The organism is Dokdonella sp. (genome assembly GCF_035511235.1).
In the GTDB taxonomy this organism is placed as follows: Bacteria; Pseudomonadota; Gammaproteobacteria; order Xanthomonadales; family Rhodanobacteraceae; genus Dokdonella.
In genome coordinates this window covers 1-21749 of the sequence record NZ_DATKFQ010000015.1, presented here as the reverse complement: position 1 = coordinate 21749, position 21749 = coordinate 1, and the positions used below count along the sequence as shown (strand labels likewise).

14 protein-coding genes are annotated in these 21749 nt (G+C 72.6%); 4 read left to right on the top strand and 10 right to left on the bottom strand.

What is annotated here, in order from left to right; all coding sequences use genetic code 11:
- A partial coding sequence (locus tag VMR06_RS08365) for a transposase (protein ID WP_325373129.1) occupies positions 1 to 130 on the top strand: 130 nt, incomplete at its 5' end.
- A gap of 322 nt (positions 131 to 452) precedes the next feature.
- Here the strand turns inward: VMR06_RS08365 and cml are convergent.
- The 3 genes from cml to VMR06_RS08350 all read right to left on the bottom strand — a co-directional run bounded on the left by cml (position 453) and on the right by VMR06_RS08350 (position 3979).
- On the bottom strand, positions 453 to 1640 hold the full coding sequence (gene cml, locus VMR06_RS08360; RefSeq protein WP_325375088.1) for a CmlA/FloR family chloramphenicol efflux MFS transporter: 1188 nt from the start codon (positions 1638 to 1640) through the stop codon (positions 453 to 455).
- A 478-nt stretch (positions 1641 to 2118) separates the two neighbouring features.
- A complete protein-coding gene (locus tag VMR06_RS08355; protein WP_325375086.1) occupies positions 2119 to 2745 on the bottom strand; it encodes an SGNH/GDSL hydrolase family protein in 627 nt (208 codons plus the stop codon).
- Positions 2735 to 3979: an aminotransferase class I/II-fold pyridoxal phosphate-dependent enzyme gene (locus VMR06_RS08350; protein WP_325375084.1), complete on the bottom strand. Its 1245-nt coding sequence runs from the start codon at positions 3977 to 3979 to the stop codon at positions 2735 to 2737. The genes VMR06_RS08355 and VMR06_RS08350 overlap by 11 nt, the downstream gene beginning before the upstream one ends.
- Before the next feature lie 226 nt (positions 3980 to 4205).
- On the opposite strand from VMR06_RS08350, the gene rsgA reads away from it, so the two are divergent.
- Positions 4206 to 5285 (top strand): ribosome small subunit-dependent GTPase A, encoded by a 1080-nt coding sequence (gene rsgA, locus VMR06_RS08345; protein WP_325375081.1) that lies wholly within the window; start codon positions 4206 to 4208, stop codon positions 5283 to 5285.
- A 74-nt stretch (positions 5286 to 5359) separates the two neighbouring features.
- Here rsgA and VMR06_RS08340 read toward each other — a convergent pair whose 3' ends face one another.
- The 4 genes from VMR06_RS08340 to VMR06_RS08325 all read right to left on the bottom strand — a co-directional run bounded on the left by VMR06_RS08340 (position 5360) and on the right by VMR06_RS08325 (position 13537).
- Entirely contained in the window at positions 5360 to 6514 is a 1155-nt protein-coding gene (locus tag VMR06_RS08340) for a hypothetical protein (RefSeq protein ID WP_325375079.1), read from the bottom strand.
- Positions 6515 to 6677: 163 nt separating this feature from the next.
- Positions 6678 to 8987, bottom strand: a complete 2310-nt coding sequence (locus VMR06_RS08335) for a winged helix-turn-helix domain-containing protein (protein WP_325375077.1) — start codon at positions 8985 to 8987, stop codon at positions 6678 to 6680.
- A 172-nt stretch (positions 8988 to 9159) separates the two neighbouring features.
- Positions 9160 to 11010 (bottom strand): choice-of-anchor Q domain-containing protein, encoded by a 1851-nt coding sequence (locus VMR06_RS08330; protein ID WP_325375072.1) that lies wholly within the window; start codon positions 11008 to 11010, stop codon positions 9160 to 9162.
- 151 nt (positions 11011 to 11161) lie between these two features.
- On the bottom strand, positions 11162 to 13537 hold the full coding sequence (locus VMR06_RS08325; protein WP_325375070.1) for a winged helix-turn-helix domain-containing protein: 2376 nt from the start codon (positions 13535 to 13537) through the stop codon (positions 11162 to 11164).
- Between the two features lie 181 nt (positions 13538 to 13718).
- Here VMR06_RS08325 and VMR06_RS08320 point away from each other — a divergent pair, with 181 nt between their 5' ends.
- Complete coding sequence (locus tag VMR06_RS08320) at positions 13719 to 14090, top strand: VOC family protein (protein WP_325375068.1); 372 nt, start codon at positions 13719 to 13721, stop codon at positions 14088 to 14090.
- A 74-nt stretch (positions 14091 to 14164) separates the two neighbouring features.
- Here VMR06_RS08320 and VMR06_RS08315 read toward each other — a convergent pair whose 3' ends face one another.
- The 3 genes from VMR06_RS08315 to VMR06_RS08305 all read right to left on the bottom strand — a co-directional run bounded on the left by VMR06_RS08315 (position 14165) and on the right by VMR06_RS08305 (position 21514).
- The gene (locus VMR06_RS08315) at positions 14165 to 18124 is read right to left on the bottom strand and encodes a DUF1566 domain-containing protein (protein WP_325375066.1); all 3960 of its coding nucleotides are present in this window, start codon (positions 18122 to 18124) and stop codon (positions 14165 to 14167) included.
- A gap of 143 nt (positions 18125 to 18267) precedes the next feature.
- On the bottom strand, positions 18268 to 20727 hold the full coding sequence (locus tag VMR06_RS08310; protein ID WP_325375064.1) for a winged helix-turn-helix domain-containing protein: 2460 nt from the start codon (positions 20725 to 20727) through the stop codon (positions 18268 to 18270).
- Positions 20728 to 21061: 334 nt separating this feature from the next.
- A complete protein-coding gene (locus VMR06_RS08305; RefSeq protein ID WP_325375062.1) occupies positions 21062 to 21514 on the bottom strand; it encodes a hypothetical protein in 453 nt (150 codons plus the stop codon).
- Between the two features lie 21 nt (positions 21515 to 21535).
- Between VMR06_RS08305 and VMR06_RS08300 the strand changes: the two genes are divergently transcribed.
- Positions 21536 to 21749: hypothetical protein (locus tag VMR06_RS08300; RefSeq protein ID WP_325375060.1), on the top strand; the 214-nt coding region annotated here is incomplete at its 3' end.

Below are 21749 nucleotides of genomic sequence, written 5' to 3'. Positions count from 1 at the left end.
TCTCAACACCAGCGTCGTGGAAGGTATCAACAACACCATCAAGGTCATCAAGCGCCGCGCATACGGCTACCGGGACGAGGCCTACTTCTTCCTCAAGATCCGCGCCGCCTTCCCCGGTAATCCGCGATGAACCTTTTTTTTCCGAGCATTGAGCCGGCGTGACGGCATCGGGCGACGCCAGGCGCGATCGACCTCGCGGTTTGCGGCCACTGCTGCCGCTCGCGCAAACGCTGCGAGCCAGCGAGCCAGCGAAGCAGCGAAGCAGCGAAGAAGAGCGGACCTGTTCCGGGAACACCCGACCCCCGACGGACGGGAGCAGGGATCTTCTTCCCGTTCCTGGCGGTGCGCGACAGCGCAGACCGCCAAGGCGAGGTCGCCCGGCGGCGCGGCAGCGTGCAGGTCTTCGGCGGGGGCCAGGACGCGCTGCAGGGTCGGAGTTCCCGGTTGCCTGCTCATCGGCGCTTCAATGTCGCGTAGCCGGCCATGGCGGCTGCAGACATGAGGAGGCAGTACGCGACCAACGGCCAGGCGGTGGCGCCGTCGAGCGCCAGGACCGACAACGTGCCCAGCCCGCTGACGATCACACTCTGGATCGCGTAGTACAGGGCGACGGCAGTGCCGGCCGCATCCGCGAAATCGCCGAGCGCCCCATTGGGCGTGACGGCGACCACGAGAACGATGCCGACGGCGATCAGCCACATCGGCATCAGGAAGCTGACGAAACCGGCCTTCGTCACGAGGCCGAGTATGGCGAGAACGACGGCACCGCCGGCCATGACGCAAACGCCCCGAATGAACGAGCCTCCGATTCCCCACGTTCTCACCATCATGTCGATGGAACGCGTGGTGAGGATCATCACCAGCGCGACCGAGGCAAAAGCCAGACTGAAGGACATCGGGCCCCATCCGGCTCGCTCGATCAACACCCTGGAAGCGATGGAAAAGAAGACGAAGAAGCTCCCCATCGCGGCCGAGAAGCCGATCGTGTAGACCCAGAAAGCCCGGCTGCCCAGGATCAACGACAGGGACGGACCGCACCGCCCCGAATGCGCCGGGCGCGTTTCATGCCATCGTAGCCACGCACGAACGAAGGCGACGACCGCCAGCGCGCCGAGCATCGCGAAAATGGCTCTCCAGCCCCACAGCAACGCGACCGTTGCGCCCAGAATCGGACCCAGAGCCGGCACGAAGGCCAGGATCGAACCGAACAGGCCGTAGATCGTGGTGCTCTCCGGGCTGTCGGCGAAGACGTCGCGCACGGTGGCGAACGTGCCGACGAGCGCCGCCGACGCGCCCAGGCCCTGAAGAATCCGAAGAACGAGAAACTCGCCTCCGGCGTTCGCCGCCGCCAGCAGGAAAGAGGCGACGGCAAAGAGCGCGGCACCGCCCAGTACGACGGGACGCCGGCCGATCCGGTCCGAAACAGGCCCGAACACGATCTGCCCCAATCCCAGGATCAGGACATAGGCACTCAGCGTCCATTGGATGAGAGACGGTGAGGTGGCCAGCGCGGCCGGCATCTGCGGAACGACCGGCAGATAGACATCCATCGCCAGCGAGGCGAGAAGATCGAAAGGAACCATCAACATCAAGGTCGACGGCAGAGGGTAAGCCCAGGCACGAGCCGTTTTCTTGGACATGGCAAAGCATCCGCTCAGAATGAAATCCGGCGGCGATCGGCCTGTTCGGTTCGAAATCGAGGAGAGACCGCCGCAACAACTCAGGTCACGAAGTTGTTGCGGCTCAGCGGTCCGTGGACGGACCTGCTCCCATGTCGGTGTCCTTGAAAATCCCGTTGAAGGGCAAAGTCTATCCGGTTCTTCGCATGCGCCCTGCACGGACCCGACGAGACGCCGGCGTTGCCGGCGTTGCCGGCGCGCCGGCGCGTCTGGTGGCGTGAGGTCGATGCCGGCCACACGCCGGCCGACCCCGTTGCTCCAGGCCGGTCAGTCGGCCTGCGACGTCAGCGCCATCGTCCGATTCCCCGTCACGCGCACCCATGCGGCACCTGAGCGATCGAATGCCGAAGACAGGAAGGATGCCAGACTGGAACGCATGGACGATGGCGCATTGCCGGGTCAGCAGCCACGACGGGGCATTCGCCGTGGCGGGGGCCGGTCAGACGGCGAGCGCGCTGCGCGCCGCCGGCAGCAGCGTGTCGAGCCAGCGCGCGTACTGCGCCGCGGACGGGTGCAATGCGTCGTCGACCAGCAAATCCGGCGCCGCACCGGCCTGGCGCGATGCAGCGGTGACGTCGACATAGACCACGCCGGCGCGCGCGGCGATTTCGGCGGCCGCGCGGTTGAACGTGTCGATCGCGGCGGCGACGCGCGCCGGATCGTGGCCGTTGACGCGCGCGAACGGCGTCACGCCCCAGTCCGGAATCGACACCGCCAATACCCGTGCAGCGCGTCCGCCGGCGAACGCCAGCGCGTGCTGCAGCAGCGCGTCGAACTCGTCGCGGAAATTGAAGATGTCGCGGCCGCGGTACTGGTTGTTGACGCCGATCAGCAGGCTGACCAGATCGTACGGCGGCTGCAGCGCTTCGCGCTCGATCGCGGCGGCCAGCTCGTCGGTGGTCCAGCCGGTGACGGCGAGGATCCGCGGCTCGCCGAGCGGCACGCCTTCCGCGCGCAGACGCCGGGCCATTGCGGCCGGCCAGCGCCCGTCCGGTGCGACGCCTTCGCCGATCGTGTACGAATCGCCGAGCGCGAGGTAGCGCAGCATCGCGCGGTCAGGCGACATGGCGCCGCGCGTGGCCGCGCGCCGCGATCGCCTGCAGCGTGCGCTCGATGCGTCCGAACACCTCGTCGATCACCGCCGGCTCCGGCAGCAGCGTGACGCGGAAATGCGTGCGGTACGGCACGTTGAAGCTCGAGCCCGGCACCAGCAGCACCTGCTCGCGCTCGAGCAGTTCGAGCGCGAAGGCCTCGTCGTCGAAACCCGGCAGGCGGTCCGGATCGACGCCGGGGAACGCGTACAGCGCGGCGCGCGGCGCGACCATCTGCAGGAACTCGCTGGCGGCGACGCGGCGGCACAGCGCGGCGCGCGCCTCGTGCAGGCGGCCGCCGGGCGCGGTCAGGCCGGCGATCGCGCTCGGGCCTTCCAGTGCCGGCTTGATCGCCCACTGCGCCGGCACGTTCGCGCACAGCCGCATCGACGCCAGCAAATCCAGCGCCATCAGCAGATCGCGCACGCGCTTGTCGGCACCGCTCACGGTCATCCAGCCGACGCGATAGCCGCAGGCCAGATGGACCTTCGACAGCCCGCCGTAGCTGATGCACGGCACGTCGCCGGCCAGCGGCGCGAGCGGCTCGAAGCGCGCGTCGTCGTAGAGCACGCTGTCGTAGATCTCGTCGGACAGCAGGATCAGGCCATGACGCGCGGCCAGCGCGACGATCGCCTCGAGGACCGGCCGCGGATAGACCGCGCCGGTCGGGTTGTTCGGATTGATCAGCACGATCGCGCGCGTGCGCGGCGTGATCAGCGCGGCCATCCGTTCCGGATCCGGCACGTGGCCGGTCTCGGCCGGGCACGGATAGTGGACCGGCGTGCCGCCGTTGAGGAAGGTCGCCGCGGTCCACAGCGGGTAGTCCGGTGCCGGCACCAGCACCTCGTCGCCCGGATCGACGATCGCGCGGATGCTCAGATCGATCAGCTCGCTGACGCCGTTGCCGAGAAACACGCGCTCGGCATCGGCATGCCGCGACCCCTGGGCGCGCTGGGTCACCGCGATCGCCTCGCGCGCCGCCATCAGGCCCTGCTGGTGGCCGTAGGCCTCGCTGGCCGGCAAGGCGTCGGCGATCGCCTGGCGCAGATGGGCCGGGACGCGGAAGCCGAACAGGCCCGGGTTGCCGATGTTGAGGCGCGTGATCGTCTGTCCGGCGGCCTCGAGTTCGCGCGCGCGGCGGCTCAAGGGGCCGCGGATGTCGTAGCGAACCTCGGCGAGGCGGGAGCTGGTGGCGATCGGGCGTTCCATGGGAGCGGGCTGCGAATGACGCGCGGCGCGGCGCGAAAGAGCGGTCATGCTAGCCGATACGCGGTCGCGTACAAGGCCCGGCGGCCGCGCGCCCGCACACGGTCCGATGTCGGCCATCGCCTCGCCCCGATCGGCCCGGTCGATTACCGCGGCGGCCCGGGCGAGCGCAGCCGCGGCGGCGCGGCGCCGGCGCACGGGTCGCCGGGCATGGCCTAGAATGCGGCCGATGCAGCTCCCCGCCGACCTGGAACTTCGCCTGGCGCAGATCGGCTGGCGCGCCTCGGCGCTGCCGGACGATGCACCGGCCGGCGCGTTTCCGGCCCGCGTCAGCGCGCAGCATCGCGCCGGTTACGAACTGGACGACGGCGAGCGCGTCTTCAATGCGCAGCCGGCGCCGCGCTTCCTCAAGGCCGCGTTCGATCCGCTCGAGCGCCCAGCGGTCGGCGATTTCGTGCTGGTCGTGCCCGGCACGCCGCCGCAGATCGAGCGCGTGCTGCCGCGCCACGGCGTGCTCAGCCGCGCCGCCGCCGGCGAGCGCCACCAGCGCCAGATCATCGCGACCAACGTCGATCACGTCTTCGTCGTGACCGGGCTCGACGGCGACTTCAATCCGGCACGCATCGAGCGCTATCTGCTGCTGGTCGCCGAGAGCGGTGCGCAGCCGGTCGTGGTGCTGACCAAGGCCGACCAGGCCGAAGCGGCCGAGGCCGCGGTCGCCGAGCTGCGCCAGCGCCTGCCCGATCCGGTCGCGATCGTGGCGGTCAATGCCAAGTCGGCCGAGTCGGTGGCACCGCTGCTGGCCTGGCTGCGTCCCGGCGACAGCGCGGTGCTGGTCGGGTCGTCCGGCGCCGGCAAGTCGACGCTGACCAATACGCTGCTCGGCGAGGCGCGGCAGGCGACCGGCGCGGTGCGCCGCAGCGACAGCCGCGGCCGTCACACCACGACACATCGCGCGCTGCTGCGCCTGCCGTCGGGCGGCTGCCTGATCGACACGCCGGGCATGCGCGAGATCAAGCTGACCGGCGAGGAGACGCTCGACGCGGGCCAGTTCGCCGACATCGAGGCGCTGGCGCAGTCGTGCCGGTTCGGCGACTGCGCGCATGCGACCGAGCCGGGCTGCGCAGTGCGTGCCGCGCTCGACGACGGCCGCCTCGATCCGGCGCGCTGGCACAACTACGCCAAGCTGCGCGATGAGCTGGCCGCCGCCGCCGACACGCTCGAGGCGCAGCTGCGCCGCAAGAGCGAGGCGCGCGTGCTGACCAAGGCGCTGGGCCGGCGCCTCAACGAGAAGTACGGCCCGCGCTGAGGTCGCGCCGAATCGCGCGTTCGGCGCACGGGCCGGCCGGTGCGGCCGCGGCACCGCCGGAGCCGGCAGCCGCCTCAATCGAGCGCGTCGAAACCGTCGGCGAAGATCGTCTCGGCCACGATCGGCGTCAGCATGAAGCTGCCGACGCTGTCGTCGGCGAGGCGGCCGGTGCCGACGATCACGCCATCGGCGTTGATCGCGACCGCATTGGAGAAGCGCGTGAAGCCGCCGGTATCGTCGACGTGCTGGTAGAGGTCGTAAGTGACGCCGTCGATGTGGACCCAGGCGCGCTGGCCCGGCACGATGCCGCTGGCGGTGCCGATGCCGGCGGTGCCGACGATGACGCCGGCCGCATTGATCGCGATCGCGCCGCCGTTGGACTGGTCGAGCGTGGCGCCGGGGATTTCGGTGTAGGTGCCGTCCGCGGCGAAGAGGATCGGCACCAGCACCGGCTCGGCGCCGACGCCGAGGCCGACCGCGGTGCCGGCATCGTTGACGGCCGTGGCGATGCTCGCGAATTCCTCGGTCATCGCGCTCATCGAGGAGACCTGCGGCACGCCGACCTGGCCGACCACGGCGTGCACGCTGGAGCTGTGCACGTTCCAGTGACCGACCAGCTTGCCGGCATTGTTGAGGCCGTTCCAGCGCGCCTGCTGGTCGGGCATGGTCTCGTCCTGCAGGCCGTAGTCGACCAGACCGCCCTCGGCGGTCCAGACGAACGCGCGGCTCGGCGCACCGGTGCCGAAGCCGCCCTTGCCGCCGGCGACGATGCCGGCGTCGTTGATGTCGTTGGGCGTCGCCGCCTCGCCGACAGCGCTGCTGATGACCGTATACGGACCCGGATCGGCCGCGTTCCAGAGCAGCGCGGCGACGCCGCTCGAGAAGTCGGTGGCGGTGCCGACGATCTGGCCGGCGTTGTTGATCGCGGTGGCGATGCCGTCGACGTCGACGCCCGGCGGCACGTCCAGCGGATGCGCGCCGTTCTCGTCCCAGAGCACGGCCACGCGCACGAAATCGGCGTTCTGGCAGTGGCCGACGATCTGGCCGGCGTCGTTGATGTCGGTGACGGTCACGTTGGACGCGTCGGGCGGCGTCTCGAGCACGGTCAGGTGGTACTGCGGCGGCGCCGCAACCGCGCTGCCGATGGCGCCGGCCAGGGCCAGCGCGAGGGCCGCGCGCAGCGGCCGGGCCGAAGCCGGGACGGAAGGCCGGGAGGGAGTCGCAGTCATGTCGGGGCACCTTCGATTGCGGAGAACGGGCGGCCGAAGCGCCATCGGGCGCAGGCCGGGGTCGCCTCGACGATCCCGCCAATCGACCGATTGCGCATGTAAAAAGCCTGTATCGGCACTGTATCGGCGTGAAATATCGCGGTCCGGACGATGCGCAAACGTTTCAAGGCAGCGCCGCGAGTCCCTCCGGCAGCGCGCGTTCCCCGGCCAGACGCCGCGCCCGCGCCTGTGCCGCGGCAGCCGGCGCGGCCTGGCCGAGCGCGCGATAGACCGCCGCCTCGCTCCAGGCCGCGCGCAGGTCGCGGTCGGCCCAGGGCGCGATCCGGCCGTTGACGGCGACGGCCTCCTCGATGCGGCCGGACGCGAGCAGCTGGTCGACGTAGGGCTGCCCGACCGCGACCAGCTCGGCCGGGATCGCGCGCCGCGCCGCCCGGTCCATCGCCTCGGCATAGTGCGCCAGCGCTTCGTCGACGCGCGCCTCGGCGGCGGCCTGGCCGGCCTGCGCGAGCGCGGCATAGACCCGGTCGGACTGGTTCGGGTCGGCCTCGCTCCAGGCGCGCAGACGCATCACCTCGGCCCGCGCGTCCTCGGTGCGGCCGCTGCCCTGCAGGCCGCGGATTCGCGTCGACCAGGTCCAGGCGTAGTCGAGCCGGTTGCGCAGCTCCAGGGCCGGCGTCAGCGCGGCGGCCGCCAGTTCCTCGGCCTTGGCCGGGCGGCCGCGCGCGAGCGCGATGCGCGCGGCCAGGCTGGTCGCCTGCAGCCGCAGCGGCGCATCCTCGACCGCGTCGGAGCCGTCGAAGATCCGCGCGATCAGCGTATCGGCTTCGTCGAGCCGGCCGTTGGCGGCCAGTGCACCGGCGCGCGACAGCGTCAGCTCCCAGCGCTGGCGCCGGTTGCCGCCGTGCGATTCGAGCGGGCCGAAGCGCTCGCTGAGCGCCAGCGCCTCGGCCGGTTCGAGCAGCAGCAGGTGGACGTCGACCAGCGCCGCCATCGTCGCCGCCAGCGCGTCCTCGGCGGCGAGCGTCTCGAAGCGTTCGCCGGCGCTGCGCAGCAGCGGCAGCGCGGCGGCCGGCTGGCCGCGCTGCATCGCATTGAGGCCGAGGTTGAGATCGACCGCGGCGACGCCGAACGCATCGCCGCGCAGCTCGTGCAACGTGCGCGCGCGGCCGTAGCTGATCGCCGCGGCCTCCAGCTGCATGCGCTGGCTGGCGACGCCGCCGATGCCGATGTAGGCGCGCGCCAGCACGCCCGGTTCGTCGGCATCCTCGACCAGCCGGATCGACTCGTCATAGGCCGTCTCGGCCTCGTCGATGCGGCCGAGCCGGAACAACGCCGCGCCGAGCGTGTTCAGCGCCCGCGCGCGCAGCACCGGCGCGGTGTCGGCCGGCAGACGCGCGAGCAGGGCTTCGGCCTGCTGTCGGCAGGCCTCGTAGGCGCCCGAGAAGAACTCGATCGAGGCTTGGCTCAGCGCGATCTCGGGACTGGCCCGCAGCGCCGGCGCCGCCTCGGCGATCAGCGCGCGCGCGACGTCGACCTGGCCGGCCAGCACGGCCGCGTTGACGCGGCGCTGCAGGGTCTCCTGCGCGAGCGAGGCATCGCCGGAGGCATCGACCGGCGGGGTGCGACCGAGCTTGATCAGCAGCTCGTCGGCGGCGCCGCGGGCCGCCTTGACCGCGTCGTCGGCGCGGGTCTCGACGACCACGCTGCGCGTGCCGTCGCCGGCCTCGACGCGGACCGCCCAGCCGCCGTCGCTGCGGTGTGCCGAGGGCCGGATCAGCCAGTGCGCCAGATCGTGGCGGCCGGCGATGCCGGCCTCGCCGCCGTGCGCCTCGATCAGCGCGACCACGGTCTCGCTCGGCGCGGCCGCCAGGCCGCCGCGCTGCAGATGGCTGGAGATCAGATCGAGCAGGCCGAGCCGCAGCCAGTGCCAGTCCTCCGGCGCCTCGACCGCGGCCGGCAGCACCAGGGCCGCCAGCGGCGCCGCCGGCGCCGCTTCGACGGCCGGGCGGGCGCGCCAGATCGCCAGGCCGCCGATCAGCACCACCGCCGCGAGCGCGGCGGCGAGCGCCGCCTGCCAGCGCATGCGCCGCCGCGGCACCACGGCCGGTGCGGCCGGATCGGGCGGCGCGGCGGAGGAGGCGGGATCGTCGGCGCCTTCGAACGTGCCGTCCATGACCCAGCGATAGCCTAGCCGCGGCACCGTGCGGATCACGCGCTGGTCGTTGCCGGTGTCGCCGAGCAGGCGGCGCAGGCGCATCACCGCATGGTTCAGCGAGACCTCGCTGACATCGACCCGGCCCCAGACCGCCGCGGCCAGCTCGTCGCGACCGACCGGGCGGTCGCGGTGGCGGATCAGATGGATCAGGCAGTCAATCGTGCTGAGCGGCAGGTTGAGGCGGCGCTCGTCCTCGAACAGCTCGCGCGCCTGCGTGTCCAGTCGGAAGCGGCCGAATCGGTAAAGCGAAGATGCCATGCCGACAGGTTAGCAGGCCGCCGCCGCGCGCCTTCGGCGGTGACGGCGACGCCGCACTGCGATCACGGCCGGGCGCGGTCGCCGCAGGCCGAACCGGTGCGGATGCCTCCCGCGCGGACGCGATCCGTGCCGCGCCCGCGCCCGCGCCAGCGCCAGCGCCAGCGCAATTCCGTCAGGGCTCGAAACCGTCGCGGAACAGCAGGTCCTCAGGATCGACCACGACCGGCTGCACCTCGAACGCGCCGATGTCGACGCCGCTGCCGTAGGCGCGCACGAAGACGCCGCCGCGCTGGTCGTGGGTCAGGCCGGCCGGATTGGTGCCGGCGTCGAGCGCCGGGCTGTCCTCGGCCAGCGCATGGGTCGGCGTCGGCCCGCCGTTGTCGGCCAGCGGCAGCAGCTGCGGATCGAGCGTGATCGTGTCGGCCGGCATCTGCGCCGGCGCGCCGCCTGCGTTGTCGATCAGATTGTGCGAACCGGCGATCGCCTTCGGGAACACCCAGACCTGGTTGGCCTGGCCGCCGGTGTCGTTGGCCGAGACGATCGTGCTGACGAGTTCGACCGTCTCGGTGTACGAATCGCTGCTGATGCCGGCGCCGCGAAGCGTGGCCTGGTTGAACGCGACCGTGCTGTTGGAAAAGCGCACGCGGCCGCCGCTGATCATGACGCCGCCGCCCTCGTGTCCGCTGTTGCCGGAGATCGTGCTGTTGACGATCGTCGAGTCTGCCGGTGCGTATTCCATGTAGAGCAGGGCCAGACCGCCGCCGTCGGCGCCGGCGGTATTGCCGGTCACGCTGCTGGCGGCCAGCCTGACCGTGCCGCCGAACGACAGGATGCCGCCGCCGCCCTCGTCGGTGCCGCCCTCGTTGCCGGCGCTGTTGCCGACGACGCGGGTCCGCTCCAGCGACACCGTGCCCTGCCCCGGCGCGATCATGCCGCCGCCGGCCGAGGCGGCGCGGTTGCCGCTGATCGTGCTGTCGAGGATCTCGACCGAGGCACCGCTGCCGGTGAAGCGCAGACCGCCGCCGCCGCCGTAGTGGCCCGGCGAGGTAACGAGGTTGTCGAGCACGTCGATGCGGCTCAGGCTGCCGCCACCGCGCGCCCAGACGCCGCCGCCCTGCGGCGCGCAGACGCCGCACTGGCTCTCGGCGGTGTTGCCGGCGACGCGCGTGCCGTCCATGTCCAGCGTCACCAGCGGCGCGTCACCGCGCGCGCCGACCGCGACGCCGCCGCCGAACACCTCGTAGCTGTCGGAGAACGCGACATTGCCGCTGATCGTGCTGTCGATCAGCTGGGTATCGCCGCCGGCGCGCAGGCCGCCGCCTTCGGCGACGTTGCCGAACGGGTTGCCGCCGTCGACCGTGTGACTGTGCGCGCGGTTGTCGACGAAACGGCTGCGCGTCGCGAGCAGCGTACCGTCGACGGCCAGGCCGCCGCCGCGTACCAGCAGGTTGCCATCGGCGACGTTGCCGACGAACTCGGCGTCGGTCAGCGTGGCGTTGCCGGCCACCGCCGCGCCGCCGCCGCGGGTGTTCTGCACGGTCGGCTCGGCCGCCGTGCAGTCGATGATCGCGACGTCGCTCAGCGTCAGGTTGCCGGCGCTCAGCAGACAGCCACCATCGCCCGTGCTCTTGCCGTGGGTCAGGGTCAAGCCGGTCAGCGCCAGCGTGCCGGTGCCGCTGTGGGCGAAGATGCGATCACTGTCGCCACCGCTGATCGTCAGCGCCTTGCGGCCCGGGCCGGTCAGGTGCAGGTCGGCCGCGGTCACCGCGATCGCCCCGCTGGTCAGCGTGATCGTGTCGCAGGCCAGACCCGACAGGTCGATCTGGGCGCCGCCCGGCGCCGCGGCGACGGCCGCGCGCAGGCTGCCGGCGCCGGCGTCGTCGCAGTTCTCGACCGGGATCGCGCCGGCCGGTGCGGCCAGGCCGGTCACGGGCGGCGCCAGCAGCGCGCAGGCCAGGCACAGGGCCAGCGGATGGGGCCGCAGCGTCGGGCGGCGAGAAGACGGACTACGCGTTGCGCTCATCGAAAACTCCGGAACGGTCGGAAAAGCCCCGCACGGCGGAGCGGCGGGGAGACCGGTCGAGCATGGCCCGGCGCGCGGGACGGCACCATGCCGAGGCTGTTCCGGTTCTGTTCGGCGGCCGTTCGGGCGCGGTTCGGCGCGGTAGCGGCGGTCACGGTCCGACGCCGAGCACCGGTTCGCGGCCCGGTGCGCGCAGCAGCGCCGGCGGGATCGGCCGTTCGCCGGCCAGGCGCTGCGCCACGCCCAGCGCCTCGCGCCAGGCCTCGGTCCGTCCGAGTGCGTGGTACAGGCGCACTTCGAGCAGGGCCGCGTCGAAATCGGCATCGGCATGGCGCGCGCCGATGCCGACCACCGTGCTCGCCCCGGCCAGATCGCCCTGTCCGAGCAGGAACAGGGCGTGGGCCTCGACCACGCGGCCGACCACGGCCGGCGGCGCGCCGGCGCGGCGTGCCTGGTCCATCGCGGCCGTGTACAGACGCGCGGCGTCGCGATCGCGACGTTCGGCGGCCGCCTGCCCGGCCTCGGCGAGGCGGGCGTCGAGCACGACGAAGGCATCGCCGGTGGTCGCCGCCCAGGCGCCGAGCGCCCTGACCTCCTCGGCTGCCTCCGGCAGGCGGCCGAGCGTCTGCAGCGCCTGCGTCGCGATCCGCCAGGCGGCCGCGCGCGAACGGTCGAATTCCGGACCCGGCAGCTGCGGCAGGGCCTGGCGCGCCAGCAGCAGCGCGGTCTGCGGCTCGCCGAGCCGCAGATCCAGACCGGCCAGGCTGACCTGGGACAGCGCGCGCTGCGGCCAGTCGCGGCCGGCATCGGCCTCGCCGATCATCTCGTCGAGCAGGATGCGCGCTTCGCCGAGCCGGCCGTTGGCCTGCAGCGCTTCGGCACGCTGATGCCGGAACAGGTTGCGCACGTCGCGGTCCTGCACGCGCGCCAGCCGCGACCAGCCCTGCTCGCTGGCGGCTAGCGCCGGCTCGGGCTGCAGCAAGGCCAGCTGCGCGCTGATCTGGTTGGCCAGCGAGATCAGATACTCGTCGATCATCCCGAACCGCTCGAACTGGCGCGCCGCCCGCTGCTGGATCGGCAGCGCCTCGGCCTGGCGGCCCTGCGCCATCTCCAGCGTGCTCTCGTTGCTGTCCACGCGCGCCAGCAGCAGCGGATCGCCGGCCAGGTTCAGCGCGATGCGCGCACGCGCGAAATCGGCCTGGGCTTGCGCATGGCGCTGCATGCGCGCATGGATCACGCCGCGATCGTTGTAGGCGTGGCCGAGCAGGGTCGGCTCGTTGCGCGCCTCGACCAGCGCGATCGCGCGATCGCAGGCGGCCAGACCGGCGTCCATTTCGCCGAGCCGGTTGAACGCGACGCACAGGCCATCCTCGATGCGCGCATGCAGTACCGGATCGGCTTCGGCCGACACCGCTTCTCGCAACGCCTCCAGCGACGCGCGGCCCTGCGCGAACCGGCCCAGGCGCAGATCGATCAACGCGCCGCGCAGGCGTACCGGCGGCAGATCGCGCAGCGCGGGCTCGGCCGCGTCGATCAGCGCGCGTGCCTGGGTCATGTCGTCGGCGAGGCGCGCCGCGTCGATGCGCTGGATCAGCTCGGTCGCCGACGGCGCAGCCGCATCGGCCGCGGCCGGCACCGGCCGGCCGAGCCGGACGAGCAGACGTTCGGCGAGCCCGTCGGCCGCGGCGATCGGCGTCGCCGCGAGCGCCTGCAGCGAATGGGCGCTGCCGTCCGCCTCGATCAGATCGGCATGCGCGATCCAGCTCTCGCCGTTGCGGCGCAGCGCCGGCCGCACCACGTAGCGCAGCGCGACGGCCGCGCGCACGGCGCCGATCGCCGCCTCGCCCTCGACGCCCGGCGGCACCAGCCGGACGATGCCGTCGCTGGCGAGCACCGGCAGGCCGGCGCTGCGCAGGCGCGTGGCGAGCAGATCCATGACGCCCAGGCGCAGCCAGGCGTCCTCGGCCGGCGCCGAGACCTCGGCCGGCAGCACCGCGATCGCGTCCGCCGGCAAACCGTCGCCGGCGACCGCCGGTGGCGCCGATCCGGGCAGCGATGTGCGCAACCACAGCGCGCCGGCCACGGCCGCAGCGGCCAGGACCAGCACGCCGCCGATCACGAAGGCGGCCCGCCGCCGCCATGGTGGCGTGGCGATGGCCGGCGGCGCTGCGATCGCCTCGGCCGGGCCCGGATCGTCGCCGGACGGCGGTTCCTCGTGCACCGCGCCGACCCAGTGATAGCCGAAGCGCGGCACCGTGCGCAGCAGCGCCTGCGCATCGGCGCTGTCGCCGACTGCGCGGCGCGCGGCCAGAATCGCCTTGCCGAGCATCGTGTCGCTGATGCTGGCCCTGCCCCAGACCGCCGCGACCAGCTCGTCGCGGCCGACCGCGCGGTCGCGATGCGCGACCAGATAGGCGATGCAGTCGAACACGGTCGGCGGCAGGTCGACGCGTGTGCCGGCGCGGCGCAGCTCGCGCGCGGCGATGTCGAGGCTGCACGCGCCGAAGTGGAGGACGGGCCGGTTCATGATCGCAGGGTAGCGTCCGCACCCCGGCCGGAAAAGCGACCGGCGCGGCCGGCACCGGTCCGCAGCGGCGATTGGACCGGCCGCGGCGTGGGCGTAGCATGCGCAAGGGCCGGCGCGGCGACGCGGCGGCATCGATCGGCCGCGGCACCGCGGCCGCAACGCGGCTCCCGGAGACGAGACGATGGCGGGCAATCCGATCGGCTGGTTCGAAATCTATGTCGAGGACATCGCGCGTGCCGCGCGCTTCTACGAAACGGTGCTCGACCTCCGGCTCGAACGGCTCGACTCGCCGGCGGTGCCGATGTGGACATTTCCGACGGCGCCCGATCGCTACGGCTGCAGTGGCGCCCTGGTCCAGCTGCCGAACGTGCCGGCCGCCGGCAGCCGCGTGATGATCTATTTCAGCTGCGAGGACTGCGCGGTCGAAGCCGCCCGCGCCGCCGAGGCCGGCGGCCAGATCGTGCGGCCGAAGATGGCGATCGGCGCGTACGGCTTCGTGGTGCTGGTCCGCGATACCGAAGGCAATCTGATCGGCCTGCATTCGCAGGCCTGAAGCCGCACCGATGCAGCCGTCGAGCGGCTGCATGCCGGCCGCGCGCGACGGCGCGGCCGGCACGCGATCGACCGCTACGGAGCCGACGGCGCGAACCGGACGCCGAGCGCGCCGGCATGCCGCAACCGCCACGGCGCCGGCGAAGCCGTCAGCGTCAGCTCGCTGGCGCGGTCGCCGGCCTGCAGCCGCAGCACCGCACCGGCGTCCATCGGCTCGAGCGCGAGCCTGACCGGCGCGATCGCCGCGATCCATGGACCGGCCCGCTCGACGCCGCCGTCGAGGGCGACCAGACGCAGACGCTCGACCGCACCCGAGCGGAACGATTCGATGCGCGCGGCCAGCCGATCGCCGGCGAAGACGCGCAGCGGCGCGGCGATCTGCCAGGCCGGCGCTGCAGACAGGAGATCGAGGACGGCCGCCTGACCGGCCGGCCAGGCGACGGCCTGCTCGGCGTCCTCGCCGCTGGCGCCGTCGCCGTAGCGTTCCAGTCCGTCGCGGAACAGCACCATCGTCGTCGTCGCCGCGTCGGTGTCGTTGGCCGGATTCGGGTCGTCCGGCGCGTCGACCAGGGCGGTGCTGGCGACGATCCGCTCGACCGTGTCCAGGCGCACCGGACTGGTCAGCAGATAGCTGACGCTGGCGCCGGGCGCGAGACGGAGACCGTCGTCGGCCAGCGCGCCCTGTCCGGCCGCCGTGCAGCCGCTGGCGAGCGCATCGAGGCAGATCCAGTGCGTGGCCGCCGCATCGAGCGCGGCGTCGAGCGCGCTGCCGACTTCGATCGAGGTCGCCGGCGCGGCGCTCGCGTTGAATACGGTCAGCACGTAGTCGATCAGCTGTCCGGGCCGCACGTGGTCGCGGCCGGCCTGCAGGCGCACGCCGACGTCGCCGCCGCCGAGCGTATTGCCGAGCGCGAACGTCGCCGGTGCCGGGACGCCGCTGACGGCTGCCTGCACGGCGTAGCTGCCGGTGACCGCGTTGGCGGTTGCGGTGACCGCGGCATAGCCGTTGCCGTCGGTCGTCACCGAGGTCGCCGAGAGGATCGCACCGGCACCGCTGCCCGGTGCGGTGAAGATCACGGTCGCGCCGGAGACCGGATGGTTGGCGGCGTCGCGGACCTGCACGGCCAGCGGCAGCGCGAACGGATGGCCGACCGCGGTGCTCTGGCCGCCGCCGCCGAGCGCGGCGATCACCGCCGGCGCACCGGCCGCACCACTGCCGGACAGGCCGAGTTCGAGCGTGCCGGCGCTGCTGCCGATCGTCACCGTCGCGCTGGCCGGACCGAACGCGGTCGGCGTGAACACGTAGCCGAGCGTGCAGCTGGTGCCGGCCGACAGATTGAACGGCCCGGCCGGACAGGTACCGCCGCCGCGCGCGAACGGCGCGGCGACCGCGCCGACGTCGATGCCTTGCACGGTGCCGGTGCCGGTATTGCGCAGCGTCGCGGTGCCGACACCGCTGTCGCCGAGTCCGACCGCACCGAATGCGATCGCCGGCGGATCGAGCGTCAGCGCGCCATCGCCCGGCTCGACCACCAGATGCACGTTGACGCGCACCGGCGTATTGCCGCCGCCGTCGTCGCTGTGCACGCACAACAGCGCGCGATAGTCGCCAGGCTCGAGGCCGGTCGAGTTGATGCCGATCGCGATCTCGCGCTCGGTGCCGGCGTCGACCGTGCCGGCTGCCGGCGTGATCGTCAGCCACGGCACCGCGGCCGGCGATTCGCAGCCGGCCGGCGGCGCCTGCGGTCCGGCCTCGATCGCGCGGATCAGCATCGCGCGGTACTGGCCGAACGGATTCTGGATCGGCCGCCAGTCGCCGGCACCGGAGTAGTTCCAGTAGTAGCCGCCGGCATGGCCGATCGGGCGATCGGCCGATTCGTCGGCGAGCACGTAGACGCTTTGCGGCTGGGCCGGCTGCCAGCGCAGGCCGACGTAGAGGCTGCCGGCGTCGATCGTCGTGTACAGCGCGGACAGATCGAAGGCCTGCCAGACCGGGCTGGCGACCGGGTACGGCGGAATGCCGGTCGCGGTGACCGCGAGCGCGCCGAGCTCGGTGCCGGGCGCGCCGCCCGGTCCGTTGTCGTCGAACACGACGATCTCGAACGCCAGCGAGGTCACGCCGCCGGTGCCGCCGAACGCGAAGCAGGCGGAGCCGATCGAGGCCGGATAGCTCGATGGCGTGAACCGGTCGACGATCATCACGCCGCCACTCCAGGCCGCATTGCCGCCGTAGGCCGACTCGGCGCTGCCGTCGTCGTGGATGATCAGGCCGCTGCCGCTCTGGCAATCGGCCGGTGCGCCACGCCCTGCCGCCGGCAGCGCCTCGTAGGCGGTGTCTATCGACCACGACAGGATGCCGCCGCCGTCGTTGGCGATCGCCAGGCTCTGGGTCTGGCTGCCCGACTGCTGGACGTGGAAGTCCAGATCCGGCGGCTCGACGCGGATCACCGGCGGTGCCGGCGCCGCACAGCTGACGCGCACGTCGTCGACGTCGGCTGCGCCGACCGTGCCGCTGCCGCTGGCGACCGTGCAGCTCTGATCGGGCACCGGCGCGGCGCCGACGCTGACCGTGTAGCTCTCGCCGGCGAAGACGCCGCGCGCGAACGCGAAGCGGCCGTCGGCGCCGATCGTCAGCGCTTCGGCGCCGCCGCCGTCGGTCGTCAACCGCAGCACCAGACCGGTGCCGAGCAGGCCCTCGACCCGGCCGGCGATTTCGTAGCCGAGCGTGCTCTGGTGGTCGTCGAACGCGCCGCCGCCGCGCACCAGGCGCAGCCGCGCGCTGTCGAAACTCTTCGGCAGCCCGAGCTGGTGGCCGAACTCGAAATTCATGCCGAACGCGCCGGACGGATCGTTCTGGTTGGTCGTCGAGCTCCAGTGCACCTCGATGTCGGGGTCCGGAAAGATCCGCGCGTCGAGGATCGGCATCGCGCAGCGGCGTTCGCGCAGCGACGCCAGCTCCTTGAGGTTCGGCAGGCGCCAGTCGCGGTGGCCGAGATGGCCTTCCGCATTGCGCGCGCGCACCTCGAGGAACGCGGCCTGCCAGTCGCCCTTCCAGGTCTCGCCTTCGCAGCGGCCTTCGGCCTCTTCGATGAAGGTCTGGCCGAGCGAACAGCGGTCCCAGACCAGGCCGGTCCGGCGGTCGAGCACCGTGGCGCCGTCGGGCTCGTAGGCGCCGGCGGTGCCGGGCCGGATCTGCGGATTCTCGATGCCGGTGCACACCGGCGGTTCGCCCTCGCTCTCGACCTGCGCGCCGCTGACCAGGCGGATGCCGGTCAGGCCGCCTTTCGGAAACGTCGAGGCGGTGCCGTCGGCGAAGTTGATGCCGTAGGCGAATTCCGGACTCGGTTCGTGGCCGGTGTCGGCGGTCCAGCCGCCGTTGAAGCCGCGGAACGGGCCGCCATCGGCGAAGTAGACCGGGTCGAGCGCGCCGTCGTCGAACACCGAGCGGCCGAAGTCGGCCAGGTCCTGCAACTCGTCCAGGCTCGGCAGGCGCCAGTCGGTGCGTCCGCACAGGGCCTGCGCATTGACGTAGCCGACGTAGGCCTGCGTGTTGCAGGTCAGCGTGAAGCCGCAGCCGAGCTCGACGCCGCCCGGCTCGCCGGGATTGCCGCCGTCGTGCTCGGGATCGGGCTGATACCAGTGGAAGCCCCATTCGTAGTGACGCGGGCTGGCCGCATTGCTGACCTTGATCTCCCAGAGCAGGCCGGTGTGGTTGTCGCGCGTGCAGGCCCAGCTGGCCGGCGCGGTGCCGAGCCCGGTGACGGCCGGCACGGCGCTGCCATTGTTGGCGATCTTCGTGTAGTCGAAGCCGCCATCGCCGCCGCCGGCCTTGACCAGCACGCCGTCGGCCGCGGCCGCGTCGCGGCCGTGATGGCCGTCCGCGCCGCGGTAGGCCGGCGTTGCGCAGGCCTGCACTGTACCGGCCGCGTCGTAGCACCGTCCCTGTCCGCTATCGTTGCGCGCCTGCAACGGCACCCCCGCCGATCCCGCGGCGGGTACGAGCATCAACAACAGCAACCACACGGCAGAGCGCATCGGCGGGTTCCCGCAGCAGTGAAGACCTCGCGAGTCTCGCCCGCCGGCCGCGGCGGCGCATTCGGAACCGATTCAGACCGGCTTCAAGCGGCCTTCAAACGCGGCGAATCGCGCCCGGATGCGCAGCGGCCGTACGACGGTACTCAGCCGCGCCCCGACAGCGCATGGCGCAGCGGCTCGGCATCGAGCGCCTCGGGCAGGCTGCGCTCGCCGGCCAGATCGCGCGCGCGCTCGAGCGCCTCGCGCCACGGACCGGCCTGGCCGAGCGCCTGATGCAGGCGCGCCTGGACCAGGGCGCAGTCGAAATCGCGGTCGGCCCAGGCCGCCAGGCGCCCGGTCACGGTCGCGGCCTGCTCGAGCCAGCCGGCGCGGATCAGCGCATGGCCGTACGAGGCCGCGACGCGCGCGACGTCGCGCGGCACGCCGATGCGATCGGCCGTCTGCAGCGCCGCCTCGTAGCGCGCGTAGGCCAGGTCCGGCTCGTGGTCGGCCAGGTGCTGTTCGGCCGCGATCAGGTCCGCGTGCATGCGCGCCTCCTCGTCGACGCGCGCCGCCCAGCGCGCGACACGCGGCAGCTCGGCGCGCGCAGCCGCATCGAGGCCCTGCGCGCGCAGGCTGGTCAGCCAGCTGCGCCAGACCGGGCCGGCATCGCCGGGCACGGCGGTCTCATCGGCGAGCAGCACCTTCAGGACGCCCGCTGCCGCGGCCGGCCGGCGCCGCTCCAGGTCCAGGTGCGCGCGGGCATAGCGTACCTGGCGCCACTGGTAGGCCGCGTCGTGGCGGCCGTCCTGGCGTTCGATGCCGTCGAGCACGCGGCCGGCCTCGGCGAGCCGGCCCGATTCGATCAGGGCCAACGCATGCACTGCTGCGGCCATCGGATACAGACGCTGCGAGGGCTGATCGCGGACCTGGGCCCAGACCGTCGCCGACACCGCGAGCGCCGCCGGATGGTCGAGCAGCTCGCGGTACATCTGCGCCAGCGCGATGCGCAGGCCGTTCGCCTCGGCCTGGGCGCCGAGCCGCTCGAAGCGCTCGATCGCCTGGGCGAGCCGCGGCGCGGCATCGGCCAGGCGGCGCCGGTCGGCCTGCATCGTCGCGAAACCGGCATCGACGATCGCCACGCCGAACGCATCGCCGGTGCCTTCGAGAATCGCGCGCGCGCGCCCGAGCGCCGCCGCGCTCTCGTCGAAACGGTGCAGGCTGCCGAGACTGACGCCCAGGTACGCCCAGGCGGTGCCCAGATGCACCGGCTGGTTCAGCGGATCGAGCAGCGCGATCGCCTCGCGATAGAGCGGTTCGGCCTCGTCGAAGCGCGCGCGCGTACGCGCGATCGAGCCCAGGCCGATCAGGCTGCGCGCGCGCAGCACCGGCTGCGCTTCCGGCGACAGCGTGTCGAGCAGCGCGCGGAAGCCCGCGCCGGCTCGGTCGAGCCGCCCGGCGCGGTAGTCCAGCTGCACGGCCTGGAACTTCAGCTCCGGCCGGTCGCGCAGCGCCGCCGGCGCGGCATCGAGCAGAACCTCGGCCGCGTCGAGGCGATCGGCCAGGAACTCCGATTCGATGCGCTGCACCCATTCGGCCAGCACGCGGTCCGGATCGGCGTCGATCTGCTCGGGCAGCGGCTGGCGCTCGAGCAGGGCCAGCAGCCGGTCGCTGGCCAGACGCGCCGCGTCGAGCAGTTCGGGCGCCTCGGCCGAGACAGTCGCCGGCAGCTCGGGCGCACCGTGCAGGTCGAAGCGCACCCGCCAGCGGCCGGCTTCGCGCTCGGCCGTCGGCGCGACGGTGAGATCGGCGCCGGCCTCGCGCGCCAGCCGCAGCGGATCGGCAGCCGCGGCGCCGTCGCGTGCGAGCGCCACCGCGGTCGCGCTCGGCACGACCGGCCAGCCGCCGTCGCGCAGGCGGCCGGCGATTGCATCCATCAGTCCGAGCGGCACCCATACCGTCTCGGCGACCGGCGCGACCGCAACCGGCACGACGAGCACCGGCCGCACCGTCACGCTCGCGGGCGGCGGCGGCGCCGGTTCGCCGCCCGGGCGCATCGTCCAGACCAGGACCGCGGCCGCGATGCCGAACGCCGCGAGTCCGAGCCAACGCACACGGCGGTCGGCGCTGCGCGGGAGGGGGGATGTGGACGCAGACGTGGCCGACGACGACGACTCGCTGCGGCTGTCTTGCACGATGCCGTGCTCGTCGACGCGATCGTCGTTGCGGTCGCGGTCCGGCCCGGCCACATCGATGGCCGGCGCCTGCGCGGCCGCGGTCGGCGCATCCGCCACGGACGCCGGCTCGCCGGCCTGCACCGGCAGGATCCAGCGATAGCCGAACCGCGGAATCGTGCGGATCGCGCTCTGCTCGCCGCCGCTGTCGCCGACTGCACGACGTGCATGCATGACGGTCTGCGCGAGCAAGGTGTCGCTGACGTCGGCCCGGCCCCAGACGGCCGCGATCAGCTCGTCGCGCCCGACTGCGCGCGCGCGGTGGCGCAGCAGATAGGTCAGGCAGTCGAACACCTGCGGCGTCAGCGTCAGCAGCGTTCCGTCGTGCTCCAGCTCGCGCGTGGCCGCATCGAGGCGGTACGCGCCGAAACGGAAGGACTCTTCGTTCATCGCCGGCGAGCATAGCAAGAGGTTCCGGATCGGCGCGGATGGCCGCTCGGCTCATGCGATGACGCGGGCCGCTGCGCGATGCGGCGCAACGCACGCAGTCCGGCCGAGGCCGTGGGGAGTCTTCTCGACGCGAGCTGTTCGCACAGGAGCCGACTGCCCCTGCCGCCGCCGTCGCAGCGCCAGTCCGATGGTGTGGACGGGTGGGCAGACGAATGCGTCGGCCTTCGTCGTCACGCGCGAGCGAACGAGCACGAAGGGCACGCCACCACGCGAGACACAAAAAAGAAACCCGGCTGCGAGCCGGGCTTCCTTTGAACCGAACGAGTTGCAGGCCTCATTCCTCGACGTTGTCGTAGGGACCTTTGAGGATGTTGCTCTGCATGTACCAGATGTTGCTGCCCATGTAGCGATAGGTCGTCGTGCGTATCCAGGGACCGTTGGTCCGGTGCAGGATCACCGTATCGCCCGGCTCGAACCCCATGCCGGTACCAGGCGGGCCCGGCGTCGGTACGATGCTTTCGCCGCCGTCGTCGCCCTGGACGACCTCGCCTCCGCTGCCGCCGTACAACGACAAGAACTCCGCATAAGGCAGCAGGGCCGGCCGGGTCGTGCTGTTTCGTCCGGGCACGACGAGCACGTAGTCGCCCCTCAACTGACTCAGCGCGTCGCCGGCATTCGACTCGTCACGGTGTCGTACGGTCATCTGATCGGCCGCGGCCGGTGCGATGCCTGCGGTCAGCGTCAGCAGCGCCGCCAGCATGACTGGCCCTGAAAGAATCTTCTTCATATCCCTATCTCCTTGATTCCGATGAGCGCCCCGCTCAGGCGCCATCCTAATTGGCAAACATGGCGGGCTCAAGCCGCTCCGGCCTGCGTTTTTCTTTGGTTCATCGCAGAAAACCGTGGACCGTTTGAGGCCCTATCCTGGTGCTTTCTTGGCCAGAGTCGGGGGTCGGACGTGTTCGATCGCAAGACGCTGCAGGCGCTGGGCTGCTGGACCGGCTATCGCCTGGAGCGGGTGG

Bases quoted from the DNA above. Each gene is read 5' to 3' on its own strand.
- VMR06_RS08340 (WP_325375079.1), bottom strand. From the start codon at position 6,514: ATGACTGCGACTCCCTCCCGGCCTTCCGTCCCGGCTTCGGCCCGGCCG.
- VMR06_RS08355 (WP_325375086.1), bottom strand. From the start codon at position 2,745: ATGTCGCCTGACCGCGCGATGCTGCGCTACCTCGCGCTCGGCGATTCG.
- VMR06_RS08320 (WP_325375068.1), top strand. From the start codon at position 13,719: ATGGCGGGCAATCCGATCGGCTGGTTCGAAATCTATGTCGAGGACATC.
- VMR06_RS08335 (WP_325375077.1), bottom strand. From the start codon at position 8,987: ATGGCATCTTCGCTTTACCGATTCGGCCGCTTCCGACTGGACACGCAG.
- VMR06_RS08305 (WP_325375062.1), bottom strand. From the start codon at position 21,514: ATGAAGAAGATTCTTTCAGGGCCAGTCATGCTGGCGGCGCTGCTGACG.
- VMR06_RS08310 (WP_325375064.1), bottom strand. From the start codon at position 20,727: ATGAACGAAGAGTCCTTCCGTTTCGGCGCGTACCGCCTCGATGCGGCC.
- VMR06_RS08325 (WP_325375070.1), bottom strand. From the start codon at position 13,537: ATGAACCGGCCCGTCCTCCACTTCGGCGCGTGCAGCCTCGACATCGCC.
- rsgA (WP_325375081.1), top strand. From the start codon at position 4,206: ATGCAGCTCCCCGCCGACCTGGAACTTCGCCTGGCGCAGATCGGCTGG.
- cml (WP_325375088.1), bottom strand. From the start codon at position 1,640: ATGTCCAAGAAAACGGCTCGTGCCTGGGCTTACCCTCTGCCGTCGACC.
- VMR06_RS08330 (WP_325375072.1), bottom strand. From the start codon at position 11,010: ATGAGCGCAACGCGTAGTCCGTCTTCTCGCCGCCCGACGCTGCGGCCC.
- VMR06_RS08350 (WP_325375084.1), bottom strand. From the start codon at position 3,979: ATGGAACGCCCGATCGCCACCAGCTCCCGCCTCGCCGAGGTTCGCTAC.
- VMR06_RS08315 (WP_325375066.1), bottom strand. From the start codon at position 18,124: ATGCGCTCTGCCGTGTGGTTGCTGTTGTTGATGCTCGTACCCGCCGCG.